The 14,720-nt window shown below is 69.3% G+C and carries 17 protein-coding genes; 9 read left to right on the forward strand and 8 right to left on the reverse strand.

From position 1 onward, the window contains the following. Nucleotides 1-92 precede the first annotated feature (92 nt). Nucleotides 93-1,451 (forward strand): NADP-specific glutamate dehydrogenase, encoded by a 1,359-nt coding sequence (gene gdhA, locus ABZ906_RS08480; protein WP_361190133.1) that lies wholly within the window; start codon nucleotides 93-95, stop codon nucleotides 1,449-1,451. Nucleotides 1,452-1,524: 73 nt separating this feature from the next. Here the strand turns inward: gdhA and ABZ906_RS08485 are convergent, their stop codons facing one another. The 3 genes from ABZ906_RS08485 to ABZ906_RS08495 all read right to left on the reverse strand — a co-directional run bounded on the left by ABZ906_RS08485 (nucleotide 1,525) and on the right by ABZ906_RS08495 (nucleotide 4,062). Next, nucleotides 1,525-2,316 carry an alpha/beta hydrolase gene (locus ABZ906_RS08485; RefSeq protein ID WP_361190135.1) on the reverse strand — a complete coding sequence of 264 codons (792 nt, stop codon included), beginning with the start codon at nucleotides 2,314-2,316 and terminating at the stop codon, nucleotides 1,525-1,527. Nucleotides 2,317-2,330: 14 nt separating this feature from the next. Then, the gene (locus ABZ906_RS08490) at nucleotides 2,331-3,173 is read right to left on the reverse strand and encodes an alpha/beta hydrolase (RefSeq protein ID WP_361379167.1); all 843 of its coding nucleotides are present in this window, start codon (nucleotides 3,171-3,173) and stop codon (nucleotides 2,331-2,333) included. A gap of 64 nt (nucleotides 3,174-3,237) precedes the next feature. Then, nucleotides 3,238-4,062, reverse strand: coding sequence for an alpha/beta hydrolase (locus tag ABZ906_RS08495; protein WP_361379170.1), 825 nt, complete (start codon nucleotides 4,060-4,062; stop codon nucleotides 3,238-3,240). A 282-nt stretch (nucleotides 4,063-4,344) separates the two neighbouring features. Here ABZ906_RS08495 and ABZ906_RS08500 point away from each other — a divergent pair, with 282 nt between their 5' ends. Then, nucleotides 4,345-5,334, forward strand: a complete 990-nt coding sequence (locus ABZ906_RS08500; RefSeq protein ID WP_361379173.1) for a helix-turn-helix domain-containing protein — start codon at nucleotides 4,345-4,347, stop codon at nucleotides 5,332-5,334. Between the two features lie 41 nt (nucleotides 5,335-5,375). Next, the gene (map, locus tag ABZ906_RS08505; RefSeq protein ID WP_361190146.1) at nucleotides 5,376-6,152 is read left to right on the forward strand and encodes a type I methionyl aminopeptidase; all 777 of its coding nucleotides are present in this window, start codon (nucleotides 5,376-5,378) and stop codon (nucleotides 6,150-6,152) included. A gap of 12 nt (nucleotides 6,153-6,164) precedes the next feature. On the opposite strand, the gene ABZ906_RS08510 is transcribed toward map, so the two are convergent. Together ABZ906_RS08510 and ABZ906_RS08515 are read right to left on the reverse strand one after the other, a co-directional pair. Further along, complete coding sequence (locus ABZ906_RS08510) at nucleotides 6,165-6,365, reverse strand: hypothetical protein (protein ID WP_361379176.1); 201 nt, start codon at nucleotides 6,363-6,365, stop codon at nucleotides 6,165-6,167. Nucleotides 6,366-6,438: 73 nt separating this feature from the next. Continuing rightward, on the reverse strand, nucleotides 6,439-7,188 hold the full coding sequence (locus ABZ906_RS08515) for a hypothetical protein (protein ID WP_361190152.1): 750 nt from the start codon (nucleotides 7,186-7,188) through the stop codon (nucleotides 6,439-6,441). Nucleotides 7,189-7,404: 216 nt separating this feature from the next. On the opposite strand from ABZ906_RS08515, the gene ABZ906_RS08520 reads away from it, so the two are divergent. Continuing rightward, nucleotides 7,405-7,821 (forward strand): hypothetical protein, encoded by a 417-nt coding sequence (locus ABZ906_RS08520; RefSeq protein ID WP_361379179.1) that lies wholly within the window; start codon nucleotides 7,405-7,407, stop codon nucleotides 7,819-7,821. A gap of 64 nt (nucleotides 7,822-7,885) precedes the next feature. Beyond that, nucleotides 7,886-8,104, forward strand: a complete 219-nt coding sequence (locus ABZ906_RS08525) for a hypothetical protein (RefSeq protein ID WP_361379182.1) — start codon at nucleotides 7,886-7,888, stop codon at nucleotides 8,102-8,104. Between the two features lie 51 nt (nucleotides 8,105-8,155). On the opposite strand, the gene ABZ906_RS08530 is transcribed toward ABZ906_RS08525, so the two are convergent. Beyond that, nucleotides 8,156-8,662 (reverse strand): NUDIX domain-containing protein, encoded by a 507-nt coding sequence (locus tag ABZ906_RS08530; protein WP_361379185.1) that lies wholly within the window; start codon nucleotides 8,660-8,662, stop codon nucleotides 8,156-8,158. 133 nt (nucleotides 8,663-8,795) lie between these two features. On the opposite strand from ABZ906_RS08530, the gene ABZ906_RS08535 reads away from it, so the two are divergent. Then, complete coding sequence (locus ABZ906_RS08535; protein ID WP_361379188.1) at nucleotides 8,796-9,182, forward strand: SRPBCC family protein; 387 nt, start codon at nucleotides 8,796-8,798, stop codon at nucleotides 9,180-9,182. A gap of 58 nt (nucleotides 9,183-9,240) precedes the next feature. On the opposite strand, the gene ABZ906_RS08540 is transcribed toward ABZ906_RS08535, so the two are convergent. Further along, nucleotides 9,241-9,465 carry a hypothetical protein gene (locus tag ABZ906_RS08540; RefSeq protein ID WP_361379191.1) on the reverse strand — a complete coding sequence of 75 codons (225 nt, stop codon included), beginning with the start codon at nucleotides 9,463-9,465 and terminating at the stop codon, nucleotides 9,241-9,243. Nucleotides 9,466-9,878: 413 nt separating this feature from the next. Here ABZ906_RS08540 and ABZ906_RS08545 point away from each other — a divergent pair, with 413 nt between their 5' ends. Together ABZ906_RS08545 and ABZ906_RS08550 are read left to right on the forward strand one after the other, a co-directional pair. Continuing rightward, the gene (locus ABZ906_RS08545; RefSeq protein ID WP_361381326.1) at nucleotides 9,879-10,634 is read left to right on the forward strand and encodes a class I SAM-dependent methyltransferase; all 756 of its coding nucleotides are present in this window, start codon (nucleotides 9,879-9,881) and stop codon (nucleotides 10,632-10,634) included. Nucleotides 10,635-10,947: 313 nt separating this feature from the next. After that, nucleotides 10,948-12,906, forward strand: coding sequence for an acyl-CoA dehydrogenase family protein (locus ABZ906_RS08550; RefSeq protein WP_361379194.1), 1,959 nt, complete (start codon nucleotides 10,948-10,950; stop codon nucleotides 12,904-12,906). Nucleotides 12,907-12,969: 63 nt separating this feature from the next. Here the strand turns inward: ABZ906_RS08550 and ABZ906_RS08555 are convergent, their stop codons facing one another. After that, complete coding sequence (locus ABZ906_RS08555; RefSeq protein WP_361379197.1) at nucleotides 12,970-13,488, reverse strand: MarR family transcriptional regulator; 519 nt, start codon at nucleotides 13,486-13,488, stop codon at nucleotides 12,970-12,972. A gap of 40 nt (nucleotides 13,489-13,528) precedes the next feature. On the opposite strand from ABZ906_RS08555, the gene ABZ906_RS08560 reads away from it, so the two are divergent. Next, a complete protein-coding gene (locus tag ABZ906_RS08560) occupies nucleotides 13,529-14,452 on the forward strand; it encodes an EamA family transporter (protein WP_361379200.1) in 924 nt (307 codons plus the stop codon). Nucleotides 14,453-14,720: the final 268 nt, after the last annotated feature.

Consider the following 14,720-nt stretch of genomic DNA (forward strand, 5'->3'; position numbering starts at 1 on the left):
GCAACGGCGCCGAGCGTCCCGAACGGGCTGTACCGGAGTGCGCCGCGCCCCGTACCGCATCCCCGGTGTCAGCCGTGCCAGAAAGGTCTCCCTTGACCACGCGATCCGAGACGAAGACGACGCTCGATCAGCTGCTCGCTGAGATCGAGCACCGCAACCCGGCCCAGCCGGAGTTCCTCCAGGCCGTGCACGAGGTCCTGGAGACGCTGGCACCGGTCATCGCGGCCCGCCCCGAGTACGCCGAGCCCGGACTGATCGAGCGGCTGTGCGAGCCCGAGCGGCAGGTTCTCTTCCGGGTGCCGTGGCAGGACGACCGGGGGCGCGTGCACGTCAACCGCGGTTTCCGGGTGGAGTTCAACAGCGCCCTTGGCCCGTACAAGGGCGGCCTGCGCTTCCACCCGTCGGTGAACCTCGGCGTCATCAAGTTCCTCGGCTTCGAGCAGATCTTCAAGAACGCCCTGACCGGCCTCGGTATCGGCGGCGGCAAGGGCGGCAGCGACTTCCAGCCGCACGGCCGCAGCGACGCGGAGGTCATGCGTTTTTGCCAGTCGTTCATGACGGAGCTGCACCGGCACATCGGCGAGCACACGGATGTGCCCGCGGGTGACATCGGTGTCGGCGGCCGGGAGATCGGCTACCTGTTCGGCCAGTACCGGCGCATCACCAACCGCTGGGAGGCCGGTGTCCTGACCGGCAAGGGCCAGGGCTGGGGCGGCTCGCTGATCCGTCCGGAGGCCACCGGGTACGGCAACGTCCTGTTCGCGGCGGCGATGCTGCGCCAGCGCGGCGAGGACCTGGAGGGGCGTACGGCGGTCGTCTCCGGCTCGGGCAATGTCGCCATCTACACCATCGAGAAGTTGGCCGCCCTGGGCGCCAACGCGGTGACCTGCTCGGATTCATCCGGTTACGTCGTCGACGAGAAGGGCATCGACCTCGATCTGCTCAAGCAGATCAAGGAGGTCGAGCGCGGCCGGATCGACGCGTACGCCGAGCGCCGCGGTGCTTCGGCCCGCTTCGTGCCGGGCGGGCGTGTCTGGGAGGTCCCGGCCGACATCGCGCTGCCGTCGGCCACCCAGAACGAACTCGACGACCGTGATGCCGCCGCGCTGATCGGCAACGGCGTGAAGGTGGTCTCGGAGGGCGCCAACATGCCCACGACTCCCGAGGCGGTACGCCTGTTCCAGCAGGCGGGTGTCGCCTTCGGCCCCGGCAAGGCGGCCAACGCGGGCGGTGTGGCGGTCAGCGCCCTGGAGATGGCCCAGAACCACGCCCGTACGTCGTGGACGGCGTCCCGGGTCGAGGAAGAGCTGACGCACATCATGGACGACATCCACGCCACCTGCCACGAGACCGCCGAGCGCTACGACGCTCCCGGAAACTACGTGACGGGCGCGAACATCGCGGGCTTCGAGCGGGTGGCCGACGCGATGCTGGCACAGGGCGTCATCTGAACCGCACGCGCGCCGCGGTCGCGTCGTGGTGCCGTGGTGCCCGGCCCGTCGGCCGGGCACCACGGCCGGCGGGTCAGGTGTGGTCGAGAGCCCAGGCCAGGGCGTGGTCGGCGATCTCCTCCCAGCCTTCCTGGGCGGGCATCAAGTGGGAGCGCCCCGGATATTCGATGATCTCGGTGACGGTGTTCGACTTGTAGTGCTTGGCGTTGGACTGCTGGATCTTCGGCGGCATCAGATGGTCGTGCTCGCCCGAGACGAACAGGAGCGGGGCCCGGTCGTCGTTGCGGTAGTTCACGTAGGAATCCGCGTGGCCCGGGTGGATGTTGGCCAGTGCGCTGCCCCAGAAGACGTGGCCGGATGCGGGGATGTGATAGCGCTCGTACAGGGCGCGGGATTCGTCCTCGGGGAAGGTGTTGGTGAAGGCGTAGCGCCACTGGTCGTAGGTGAAGCCGACGGCCTTGTGCCGGTTGGCGGGGTTCTTCAGAACCGGGAAGGTCGCCTTCACCTGTGACAGCGGAAGCGTCGCCACTCCTTCGGTGGGCGCGGAGTTGAGGGCCACTCCGGCCCGGCCGTATCCGTGGTCGAGCAGGATCTGGGTGAATACGCCGCCTGCGGAGTGCCCCATGATGATCGGCTGTGTGCCGAGGCCGTCGATCAGTTTCTCCAGGGACGCGATGATCGAGGGGACCGTGAGTTCCTCGATCGGAGTGGGGTCTTCGTTGAGCGCCTCCACCTCCGCTTCGAAGCCGGGGTAGGCCGGAGCGAGGACCCGGAAGCCCTGGGACTGGTAGCGGGTGATCCAGTGTTCCCAGCTGCGGGGCGTGACCCAGAAGCCGTGGATGAGGACGATGGTGTCCGGTTTCATGTGCGCTCGCTCCTTCAACGGGTGGCGGTGTAGGCCGACTTGATGATTTTCGCGGCGGCGTCGGGGTGGGAGATCATGACCACGTGCGAGGAGCGGATCTCCGTCACCTTGCTGCCGGCGCGCTTGGCCATGAACCGCTGGGCGGCGGGCGGGATGACCTTGTCGGCGGTCGGGATCAGATACCAGGACGGGATCGTCTTCCAGGCGGGAACCCCGCCGGCGCCGCTGAGGCCCTGGACGCTGCCGGGGCGCTGGGTGGCCGCCATGAGACGGGTCCGGGATGCGGGCAGGTCGGCGGCGAACACGGAGCGGAACTTCACGGGATCGATGTAGCCGTCGGTGCCCGGATCGCCGCCGGGCACCGGGTACTGCCGGGTGATCAGGGTGCCGCCCAGCTCGCTGCCGGGGAACTGCTCGGCCAGTTGCAGCGCGCTCTCGCCCTTGTCCGGGGCGAACGCACCCATGTACACCAGCGCCTTGACGTTGTCGTGGCCGCGGGCGGCGTTGGTGATGACGAAGCCGCCGTAGGAGTGGGCCGCCAGGATGACCGGGCCGTCGATGGAGTCCACCACGCTGGAGATGTAGGCGGCGTCCTGCGCGGCATCCCGCAGCGGGTTGGCGGGCGCGATGACCGGGAAGCCGTCCTTCTGCAGCCGGGCGATCGTGTCGTTGAAGCCGGAGGCGTCGGCGAACGCCCCGTGCACGAGCACGACGGTCGGCTTCGGCTCCTTCTTCTCGGCCCGTACGGAATCACGGGAGGCCGCCTGCGGCGTCGCCTGGGCGGAGACCGCGCCGGTGACGAGGAGAGCCGCGGCGGCCAGTGCCGTCAGCAGACGGCGCGGTGCTGGAACACGCATGACGAACCCTTTCGGACAGGAGGGTCGGACGGTGCGGAGGTACCGGCGTACGCGACGCGTGCCATCAGGTGGCGAGGAAGGCCAGCAGGTCGGCGTGGAACTCGTCCTTGTACGCGCCCACGAGACCGTGCGGAGCGCCCGGATAGACCTTCAGCGACGCGTCTTTGACGATCTTCGCGGACTCCAGGCCAGCGGCCACGATCGGGACGATCTGGTCGTCGTCGCCGTGGGCGATGAAGGTGGGGATGTCGAACCGTGCCAGGTCCTCGGTGAAGTCGGTCTCGGAGAACGCGCGGATGCAGTCCAGGGCGCCCTTGAGCCCGACCTGCATGCTCTGCAGCCAGAAGGCGTCCGATACCCCCTGGGAGACGCTCGCGCCGGGCCGGTTGAATCCGTAGAAGGGCAGGCTCAGTTCCTTGTAGAACTGTGAGCGGTCGGCCGCGACGCCGGTACGGATGGCGTCGAACGCCTCGATCGGCAGGCCCTGCGGGTTGGTGTCGGTCTTGAGCATGAGCGGCGGCACCGCGCCGAGGAGGACCGCCTTGGCGATCCTCGACGTGCCGTGCCGGCCGATGTAGCGGGTCACTTCGCCGCCGCCCGTCGAGTGGCCGACCAGCACGGCGTCGTGCAGGTCGAGGTGCTCGATCAGCTGGGCGAGGTCGTCGGCGTAGGTGTCCATGTCGTTGCCGTTCCACGGTTGGTCGGAGCGGCCGTGGCCGCGCCGGTCGTGTGCGATCGCGCGGTAGCCGTGCGAGGCGACCAGGTGCAGTTGGTCGTCCCAGGCGTCGGCGTTCAGCGGCCAGCCGTGGCTGAACACCACCGGTTGGCCGCTGCCCCAGTCCTTGTAGAAGATCCCCGTGCCGTCGTGCGTCGTGATGAAGCTGCTCATGAGAGCGCTCCCTTCAGCAGTCGGTGTCGGTCCCGGTGCCCGACTCAGGTGGGGGGGAAATCGTGCCAGCGCCACGGGCAGGGTTCTGTACTGTGCGCGCCGAGAACTGTTCCCTGCGCGCCACGGCACCGGCCGCCCCGGTGACTGCTGTGGCGCGTGATGGCAGATCAAGTCCCGGTGGCCCAGAGCAACTTGAACCCGCCTGTCCAAGCCGCTCGCGGTGCTGAAGAATCCTGGGCTGCACGGCAGCGGAGGGGCCGCAGCCGTCACCCTGGGGGGACCATGCTGGTTCTGGACACGGAGGACTTACCCGCCGCCGACCGGATCGAGGCCTTCCATGCCGCGGCCGTCGGCGAGAGCGGCAGCTGTACGGTGGAGCAGGAGCATCCCGAGGCCGGTATCCGCAAGAAGCTGGAAGTGTGGACCTTCGGTCCGCTGACCCTGTTCTCCACGCGGGGCTCCGGCATGCGTGTCCGGCGCACCCCGCGCCACGCACGCTTCGACTCGATGAACACCGTCTCGATCATCACCCAGAGCGAGGGGACGGGGGCCTTCACCTGGAACGGCCATCAGCAGCACGTGGGGCCCGACGGCCTGGCGCTGGCCCACAAGACCGCCGGCTACGAGTACGCCTGGTCCGGCACCGGCCTGTCCGTCGCGTACATGGTCGACACCGAGCGTCTCGGCCTGCCCGAGGAACAGATCCGCAGCGCGATACCCCTCCTGCACCACAGCGCCGTCGCACCGCTGCTGCTGCATCACATACGGGCCCTGCATCACCGCGCCGACCAGCTCAGCGCCGACCCCGGCGCCGAGGCGCTCGCCTCCGCCACCCTGGAGCTCACCCGCGCCCTGATCGTCTCGGTGGCCGCCGGTGAAAGCACCCGCAGACAGGTCGCCGAGGACACCCTCCTGACCCGCGTCCTGGCCTACATCCGCGCGCATCTGACCGACCCGGGGCTCACCCCGCACCGCATCGCCGCAGCCCACAACATCTCCGTACGCACCCTCTACCGGCTGTGCGAGCAAGGCGGTCTCGGCCTGGAGAAGTGGATCGTCCGCCGGCGGCTGGAAGGCGCCCGCCACGATCTGGCCGCCCCCGAGCACGCCCACCGCACCATCGAGGCCATCGCCCGGTCCTGGGGCTTCACCAACCCCGCCTACTTCTCGCGCCGCTTCCGCCAGACCTACGGCGCCACACCCCGCGAATGGCGCCGCCTGCACCGTCTTCCGCATGTCGCGCGGGACGTCCGACCCCGGCGCCCGGTATAGTATTACCGGTATAGTTATTGGTTACGTGAGAAGGGCGCCACATGATCGAGATCCTGAACCCCACCCTACTGGCCCGGGCAAAAGACAGCGGCGCCCTGGTCGCCCACATCCTGCAGACGATGAAGAGCCGCAGCACCGTCGGCACGAACCTGCTCGACATCGACCGGTGGACCGAGAAGATGATCGCCGAGGCGGGAGCACAGTCCTGCTACGTCGACTACGAACCGTCCTTCGGCCGCGGCCCCTTCGGCCACTACATCTGCACGGCCGTCAACGACGCCGTGCTGCACGGCCTTCCCCACGACTACAAACTCGCCGACGGCGACCTGCTGACACTCGACCTCGCCGTTTCCAAGGCCGGAGTCGCCGCGGACGCCGCCATCAGCTTCATCGTGGGCGACTCGCGGCCCCCGGAGAGCGTCGCGATGATCGAAACAACCGAACGCGCCCTCGCCGCGGGGATCGCCGCCGCCGGACCCGGCGCCCGCATCGGCGACATCTCCCACGCCATCGGCACGGTCCTCAGTGAGGCGGGATACCCCATCAACACCGAGTTCGGGGGTCACGGCATCGGATCAACGATGCACCAGGACCCCCATGTCGCCAACACCGGACGGCCCGGCCGCGGATACAAACTGCGCCCCGGCCTGCTGCTGGCACTTGAGCCGTGGGTCATGGCCGACACCGCCCGACTCGTCACCGACGACGACGGATGGACGCTCCGCAGCGCGACCGGCTGCCGGACCGCACACAGCGAGCACACCATCGCCATCACCGACGACGGAGCCGAGATCCTGACCTTGCCGCAGCAAGGCTGAGAACACGGCTGCTCAGCGGGCCTGAGCGGCCGTCTTCCAGGCCATGGCAGCCACGTCAAGCCCCGTCTGCAGCCCGTCGACGACCTCACGGGGATCGTCCGGAAGATTGATCTGACCGCCCTCCCTGGCCTCGTCGGCGTGGGCGGGACCGGTCACGGCAAGGGCCGCGGCAGCAAGGGTCAGGGCAGCGGCGGCGCGCTTCGCATTCCTCATGCCTACCTGAACGATCACACAGTGCTCAGGTTGCGCGCGCCCCGCCACTCAGGTGACCCCCCGCGGCCCTCGGTCACCCGGCGGCAAGCTTCTTCCACTGGGCCCGCGCCACGTCGACGGGGAAGGGCATCATCTCCGCCCCGGCGTCCGCGCCCGGATACGTCCGGCTGAAGAAACCGAGCGTGTGACCGGAGCGCACGATCAACACCTTGCGCGTGGGGGTGTCGGAGCCCGGTACGCCGCTGAGCACGTACCAGGTCATCTCGTCGGCGAACTTGAGACGTTCGGGGTCGATCTGCTGCTGAGGCGACTGCATCGGGATCTGTTTGCCGCGGACCTTGAAGATGAAGCCGTTACGGCACACCGTACTGGCCGCGCCGAGGTCCTCCAGGACATCCACCTCGCCCTTCCCCTTGTACGACGCCACAGTCACCGTCGTCTTGACGAGGTCACCCGTCATGGTCTTCGCTCCCCGCGGGTTGCCCATCGCGGTGCGCTGCACCGTGGACGCGGGGTCGCCCACGCTCATGCCGAGCGCCACCCTGGCCTCCACCGTGCACTCCGGCTGGTTCGCGCCCACCTCGGAGTCCTCGTACTGGTCGGCCTTCTCCCGGGCGCCCACCTGGTGGTCCGGTACGTCGCTGCCGGCGAGGGCTGCGGTCTCGAGCTCTCCGGCGGTCAGCGTCCTGGCCGGAACGCCAGCGCTCGGCTCCGGAGCGCTGTCGTCCGATCCGGCGCCGCTGCACGCCGCCAGTGCGCTCAACGCCACGGCGCCGGCCATGATCCGCGCCGAACGGCGCACAGCGGTCTTCATCCTGCTCATGTGCTCTTCACTCCCCCGTAGTTACTGCCTGCGCGGCACGTTAGACGATCAGGCGCGAGGACCGCGCGGCAGGTCGGGTTCCCGGGGCCGGATCAGCCGTTGATCGACGGCACGGCTTCGCAGAGGCTTCTGTAGCCTGTCGTCGCCGGTGCGCTGGGGGCGTCGCCGATGGGCCGATGGGCCGATGGGCCGATGGGCCGATGGGGGGAGGCAACCGTGGAGAACATCCTGTCCGTGGCCATCGGTGCCGTCGTGGGCCTCGTAGGAGCCGTGTTCGGTTCCTGGTTCACCGCGCGACGCCAGGACCGCATGTGGCTGCGCGAACAGAAGCTGAAAGCCGGGGTCGGCTTCAACACCGCCGTGACCCAGCTCATCGACCATCTCCGGGAAACCCAGCTGAGTGACGACGGCGCCGGGGCGAACGAACTGGCGGGCCGTATGCAGGAAGCCCGCTCGGCGCTCTACCTTCTGTGCGCCGACGAGACCGTCGACCTCGCCGACGCGCTCGCCCGTCGGGTCTGGCACTCACGGCCCAGCGAGGGCATGGACGAGCGCAGGGACGAGCACCGGCAGACGCTGGAGCTCCTGCGCCGTTTCACTCACCAGCTCCGGCAGGAGATCGCCCGATCGTAGTCCCCGAGGGTGCAGTGCGGCCTTTCGCCAGTGCAACGCCGGCCTCACGGGTATCGTCTCCGTCATGACGCCTGATCGACCCCAGACCCTGACCATGGAGTTCCTGGAGTCCCAGGAGATCACCACGACGGACTGCCGCGGCTGCGGCACCCAGGTCTCAGGCATCAGCGGGCGCTACGCCTGCGGGGTCTGCGGCTGGACGAACCCGTGGGACGAGGGACACCGAGATCTCCCGGTGGCCGACGACGATCCCGACTGGCCGGGGCGCGGACAGCGCGCCTGACGCCTCCTGGAACAGAGCGCGGCTCACGGCTCACGGCTCACGGCTCACGGCTCACGGGAGTTTCGAGTCGGCGGCCGCGGCCCAGTACCGGTCGTAAGCCTCACGAGCATCCGGAATGAACGCCTCATGACGCACCAGGTCGGCCAGCTCGCGCTCCGTCAGCCAGGCGTGCCAAGCGACCTCTGAAGGATCCGGTCGCACCTGGTCCTCCACGACAACCTCGTGCAGACCCATCCAGTACGGACTGACGACCCCCGCGCAGCGGAACTTGAGGACGAACCGCGGCTGCCCCCGGACACCCAGCTCTTCCGAGAGTTCCCGTGCGGCAGCCTCTTCATAGGACTCGCCGGCCTCTGTGGCTCCACCCAGCATCCAGTTGAACTGCCCGGCAAAGCGCGACATGTTGTCCGGACGGCGATGAACCAGGATCCGCCCGGCCCGATCACGGCAGACGATGGTCGCCACACGGTGCAGCCATCTCCGGCGTATCGCTTCGGCCCGGTCCACGACGGCCAGCACTTCATCCTGCTCATCAACGCGGTCGACCCACTCAGCCATGGTCCACACGATGCCAGCCCCCGCTCAGGAACACCGGCCTTCTCCTTGGCACGACCCGCACAACCGTGAGATAGGCATGATGACGCCCGCGGTGCGGAGTGCGCCTACGGCCCCGTAGAGGCAGGGTGGGCAGATGCAACGGACGGTGCGTGCCGAAGGGCCGGCGAGTGTGGACGCGGTGTGGCAGCGGTATGTGCGCACCTCGGCCTGGTCGTCGTGGGCTCCGCAGATCCGCGCGGTGGAGGCCGAACGGGAACTGCGCGAGGGCATGCGCGGCCGGGTGCGCCCCGTGGCGGGGCCGAGCGTCGCCTTCGTCGTCGAGGCGGTCGACCATCAGGCCCACACCTGGCAGTGGCGAGTGCGAATGGGCCCGGTGAGGCTGCGCCTGTGGCACGCGGTACTCCCCCGCGACCCGTCCGGCACGATCACCGAACTACGCATCGACGGCCCCGCCCCGCTAGTCATGGCCTACGCGCCAGTCGCCCGCCGGGCACTGCAACGCCTGGTCGGGCACGGCTGAAACGGCGAGCACAGCGCGTGGTGCGTGGCGGAGCGCCTTGGGCAGCCAGCAGCGGTAGTCAGAGCGCAGTGGGACGCCACAGCTGCGTCTTCGCACGAGCCCGCTCCGCCGGCATCTCCTTGACCAGGTGATAGAGGTTCTCGAAGTACGCCTGCCAGCGTTCGGGATCAGGCAGGGCACTCTGCCTGCGCCGGGCCCGTTCAGCCCTCACCAGTGGCTCCATGTGCTCCCATACCGAGAGCACCGACCCTCCCAGATAGCCGGAGACGGGCTCGATGTCCACCACACCGTGGGCGACGAGGGCGCCGAGGTTGTCGTAGTACCACCCAGCTCGCGCACCAGGTCGCGCCCTTCCTCCGGAAGCCCGGCCAGGCCGAGGGAGAGGTCGTAGGCGGGTAGTTCCTCATGCACGAAGGTCCGCGCCTGCCCCAGGCGCACAGTGCGGTGCTCCCGGAACAGGTCAACGACCACGGGCAGCGCGTTGGCATGCTGGGACAGTTTCAACTGCCGTAGCGACACCAGCCCTGACATCCCGAAGGCCAGCAACGACATAACCAGTGCCGCGATCTCCACCCGAACCCCCCGCTGCCGAACAACTTCCCGCACCGTCTCCCCCGGCCCATTGTCGGGGATGGTGGAGACATGGCGGAGCAGAGGTTTGACGTGTGGGCTGCCGGGGGTGCCTACCAGCGGTATATGGGTCGGTGGAGTCGGCTGGTGGCGGATGAGTTCCTGGCGTGGCTGGGTTGCCGGGATGGTTTGCGGTGGGTGGATGTGGGGTGTGGCACGGGGGCGTTGACCGGTGCGGTGGCGGCTCGGTGTCGGCCGCGGCAAGTGGTGGGGGTGGACCCGTCCGCCGGGTTCGTGGGTACGGCCCGGGCGCACGCTCCCGCGTCGGCGTGCTTCGTCGTCGGCGACGGCATGTCGCTGCCGGTACGGCGCGCGGGGTGCGACGTAGCCGTCAGTGGCCTGGTGCTGAACTTCCTTCCCGTGCCGGGTGCGGCGGTGGCCGAGGCTGTCCGGATCGTGCGGCCGGGCGGGCTGGTCGCCGCGTACGTGTGGGACTACGCCGAGGGCATGGAGTTCCTGGGCCGCTTCTGGGCTGCTGCGTGCTCGGTGGATGCGGCGGCCGCCGAGCTAGACGAGCGCCGGCGGTTCCCAATGTGCGACCCCGAGCGCCTTCGGTCGATGTGGACGGATACGGGGCTCGTGGACGTGGATGTGGTTCCCCTGGAAGTGGTCACCGCTTTCACCGGCTTCGCCGATCTGTGGGAGCCGTTCCTGGCCGGGCAGGGCCCCGCCCCCGGCTACGTCGCCGCACTCACCCCGTCCGCCCGCGATCGGTTGCGTGACACGCTTCGCGCCACCGTGCCGACGCGGCCGGACGGGTCGATCGAACTCACCGCCCGCGCGTGGGCGGTCCGGGGCAGGACGGTCGACGCCGCCAGGTGAAGGCGTCGGTCCACTGACCGGGCTCCCCCTCAGGCTCGAACGCCACCCAGGCGTGGCGCCGCGCCGTTCTCCTCCGGCTGGATGCCGGGCGGTTGACGTGACGCCGTCGTGATCCCCCCTCGTTCGCCAAAGCCGAAGCGATCGCCGAACGGTGCACCGGCGCGAAGGACCAGCGGTTCCGTATCAAGAAGGGCTGACATTCCGCGTCAGGAAGGGCTGGCAGTCCGCGCTGCGGCCGCTGCCCGGCCGGGCGTGACCGCTGGATGGACCAAACGACCGATTTGATCTCCCCGCGGCCGGGTAGCAGGGCGACATGGTCACCGAAAGCGCCGCTTCCCCGCAGGGCTATGTGCAGCCCGTCATCGACGTCCAGGCTCTGGCCGAGTTGCTCGACGGCGAATACGCCGAGGTCCGCGACTTGGTGCGCACCAACCTGACGACCTACGCAGGTGTACTGGACGAGGCGGAGCAGCTCGGCTTCGACGAGTTCCGCGAGCGCGTGCGTGAGCTCGTGGTCGAGATGGCGGCCACGGGCCAGACCGGCATGGGATTCCCGAAGGAGTACGGCGGGGGCGGCGACGTCGGCGCGTCGATCGCCGCGTTCGAGACGCTCGCCTTTGGTGATCTGTCGGTCCTGGTGAAAGTCGGCGTGCAGTTCGGCCTCTTCGGCGGTGCCATCCTGCATCTGGGCACCAAGCGTCACCACGAGGCCTATCTGCCGCGTCTGATCACCGGTGAGCTGATGGGCTGCTTCGCGATGACCGAGACCGGACACGGCTCCAACGTCCAGGCTCTTGGCACCGTGGCCCGGTATGACGCCGACAGCCAGGAGTTCGTCATCACCACCGGCGGAGACCAGGCGCGCAAGGACTACATCGGCAACGCGGCCCGGCATGCCGAGCTGGCGGTCGTCTTCGCCCAGTTGGAGGTGGACGGAGAGCAGCAGGGGGTGCATGCGTTCGTCGTGCCGGTCCGCGTCGACGGTGAGGTGGCCCCCGGTGTCCGGATCGAGGACGACGGCCGCAAGATGGGCCTCAACGGCGTGGACAACGGCCGGATCTGGTTCGACGGCGTACGGGTGCCGCGCGAGGCGCTGCTCAACAAGTTCGCCGACGTCACGCCCGAGGGTGTCTACCAGAGTCCGATCGACAATCCGGGGCGCCGCTTCTTCACCATGCTCGGCACGCTGGTGCAGGGGCGGGTCAGCGTCGCCGGCGGCGCGGTCAACGCCAGCAAGGTCGCGCTGACGATCGCCACCAAGTACGCCGATCGGCGGCGGCAGTTCGAGGCGTCATCGGACTCCGAGGAGCAGGTACTGCTCGACTACGGCATGCACCAGCGCCGGCTGCTCCCACTGGTCGCGCGCACCTACGCGCTGCACTTCGCCCAGGACGTCCTGCGCACGCAGCTGCACGAGGTCTTCTCGGGCGACGGGGACGACGAGCGTGCACGCCGTGAGCTGGAGGCGCGGGCCGCGGGTACGAAGGCGCTCGGCACCTGGCATGCCACGCGCACGATCCAGGAGTGCCGGGAGGCGTGCGGGGGCGCCGGTTATCTCGCCGTCAACCGGTTCGCCGCCCTGAAGGCCGACAGCGACGTCTTCGCGACGTTCGAGGGCGACAATCACGTGCTGCTCCAGCTGGTGGCCAAGGGCCTGCTCACGCACTACGCGAGCGAGTTCGAGAGCATGGACCAGCTCGGCATGGTCCGCTATGTCACGAGTCTCGCCGTGGAGACGGTCATCGAGAAGACCTCGGCGCACAAACTCCTTGAACGGGTACGGGATTTGCTGCCGGGCGGCGACGAGTGGGATCAGGAGGCGGGTCTCTTCGATTCGGAGTATCAGCTGGCCATGCTCCGTTACCGCGAGGAGCACATGCTCGCCGGTGCGGCGCGGCGCCTCAAGCGCGGCATGGACCAGAAGGCTCATCCCGGTGTCGTCTTCTCCCAGGTGCAGGACCACGTCATCGCGGTGGCCCACGCGCATGTCGAGCGGCTGGTACTCGAGGCGTTCGTCGACAAGATGCGCGAGCTGCCCGATGGTGACAACAAGGTCGCGCTGGGGCTGCTGTGCGACCTGTTCGCCCTCTCCACGATCGAGGCGGACCGTGCCTGGTTCATGGAACACGGCCGGCTGACGCTGCAGCGCTCCAAGGCGATCCGCCGCGAGGTCAACGCCCTGTGCCGCAAGGTCCGCCCACTGGCGACCGACTTCGTCGACGCCTGGAACATCCCACCCCAACTGCTCCGCTCCCCCGACCTGCTGGGCTGACCGGCGCCGCGACAGTTGAGTCATGGAACCCAGGGCCTGCTCGCCTCGCGCCGGAGTTGAGCGTCAGTCGGGCGGGCCAGGGTTTTCCATGCGGGAGAGCCAGGTGGTGAGGAGGCCTTCGAGGGATTCGCTCTCGGTGCGGGTCAGCAGGTCGAGCAGGCGGCGTTCGTTGCGCATGTGCTCGGTGAACGCCCGGTCGATCAGTTCGCGTCCGGGGCGGGTGAGGGCGACGATCCGGCCGCGCTGGTCGTCGCCGGAGCGGCGGCGGGTGACCAGACCGGCGCGCTCCAGGCGGTCGATCCTCTTGGTCATCGCGCCGGTGGTGACCATGGTGTAGGCGGCCAGTTCGCCGGGTGCGCGCTCGAAGGGCTCACCGGCCCGGCGCAGGGCACACAGGACGTCGAACTCCCCTTCACTGAGGCCGTACCGGCCGTAGACCAGGCAGAGCTCCTCGGTGAGCTGGTCGGCCAGGCGGTGCAGGCGGCCGATCACGCCTTGCGGGGTGACGTCGACGTCGGGCCTTTCGCGGCGCCAGTCGGCCTGGATGCGGGCCACGCGGTCCAGCGGCTTCGGGTCGTCCATGCACTCCACTATAGCTTCCCAGGAAGCTATAATTGCTTCCATGGAAGCTAACCTGCGCTGGGCGGCCCTGACCGCCGTCGCACCGGTGGCCTGGGGGGCCAACTACTACGTCACCCATGAGTTCCTGCCGGCGGACCGCCCTTTCTACGGGGCCGCACTGCGGGCGCTGCCCGCCGGTCTCATCCTGCTCGGCCTGTGCAGGCAACTGCCGCGCGGCGCGTGGTGGTGGCGGTCGGCGGTCCTCGGCCTGCTCAACGTGAGCGTCTTCTTCGTACTCGTCTACGCCGCATCCCAACTGCTGCCGACGAGCATCGCCTCGACCGTCATGGCGCTGTCACCGCTGGCGATGATGCTTCTCGCCTGGTCCCTGGTCGCCGAGCGGCCCGGCGCCGCGCACCTGGCCGGGGCCGCGATCGGGCTCGGCGGGGTCTGCCTGATGCTGTTCACGGGGACGGCCGAGGTGAGCGTTCCGGGAGTTCTCGCCTCGGCCGCGGCCATGCTGATGTCGTCCTTCGGCTACATCCTGGCCAAGCGGTGGAGCGCGGGCATCGACGTGCTCGCCTCGACCGCCTGGCAGCTCACCGCCGGAGGACTGTTCCTGCTGCCGGTCGCCGCGGCCGTGGAGGGCCCGCCGCCCGCCCTCTCCGCACCGGAACTCCTGGCGTTCGGCTACGTCGCCCTGGTCGCCACCGCGCTGGCCTTCGTCGCCTGGTTCACCGGGCTGCGGCATCTGCCCGCGGGGACGGTGGGCCTGGTCGGACTGCTCAATCCCGTCACCGGCGTCGTGCTCGGCACGATGGTCGCCGGGGAGATGCTGACACTCCAGCAGCTGTGCGGCCTCGCGCTGGTCCTGGCCGGGGTCGTCCTGGGCCGGCCCACGCGGGCGGCCCGACGGGAAAGCGGTCCGCAGCCCGCCCCTCCGGCGTCCGACGGGCGTCCCGCCGACACAAGAGCCCCGGTGTAAGCCGGCTCACTACCTGGTTCGGGCCGCCTCACTACCTGGTTCGGCCCGGCGCATTACCCGGTTCGCTCTGGCTCGATCAGGCGGCTTCGGTCCTAGCGTAGCTGTGCGCGGCGTCACGGTGTGCGGCCGGACACATCCGGCAGTACGGCCAACGGTACCCGCCTCCCGGTAGCCCAACTCCCCCGATCAATCGGCATGTTGGCAATCGATCACCGTTCACCCAGGTCAGCGCCCCGCCCACCCCCAACAGGTCCGGCAGGCCGCCCGG

This window comes from Streptomyces sp. NPDC046925, assembly GCF_040644915.1.
Lineage (GTDB): Bacteria > Actinomycetota > Actinomycetes > Streptomycetales > Streptomycetaceae > Streptomyces.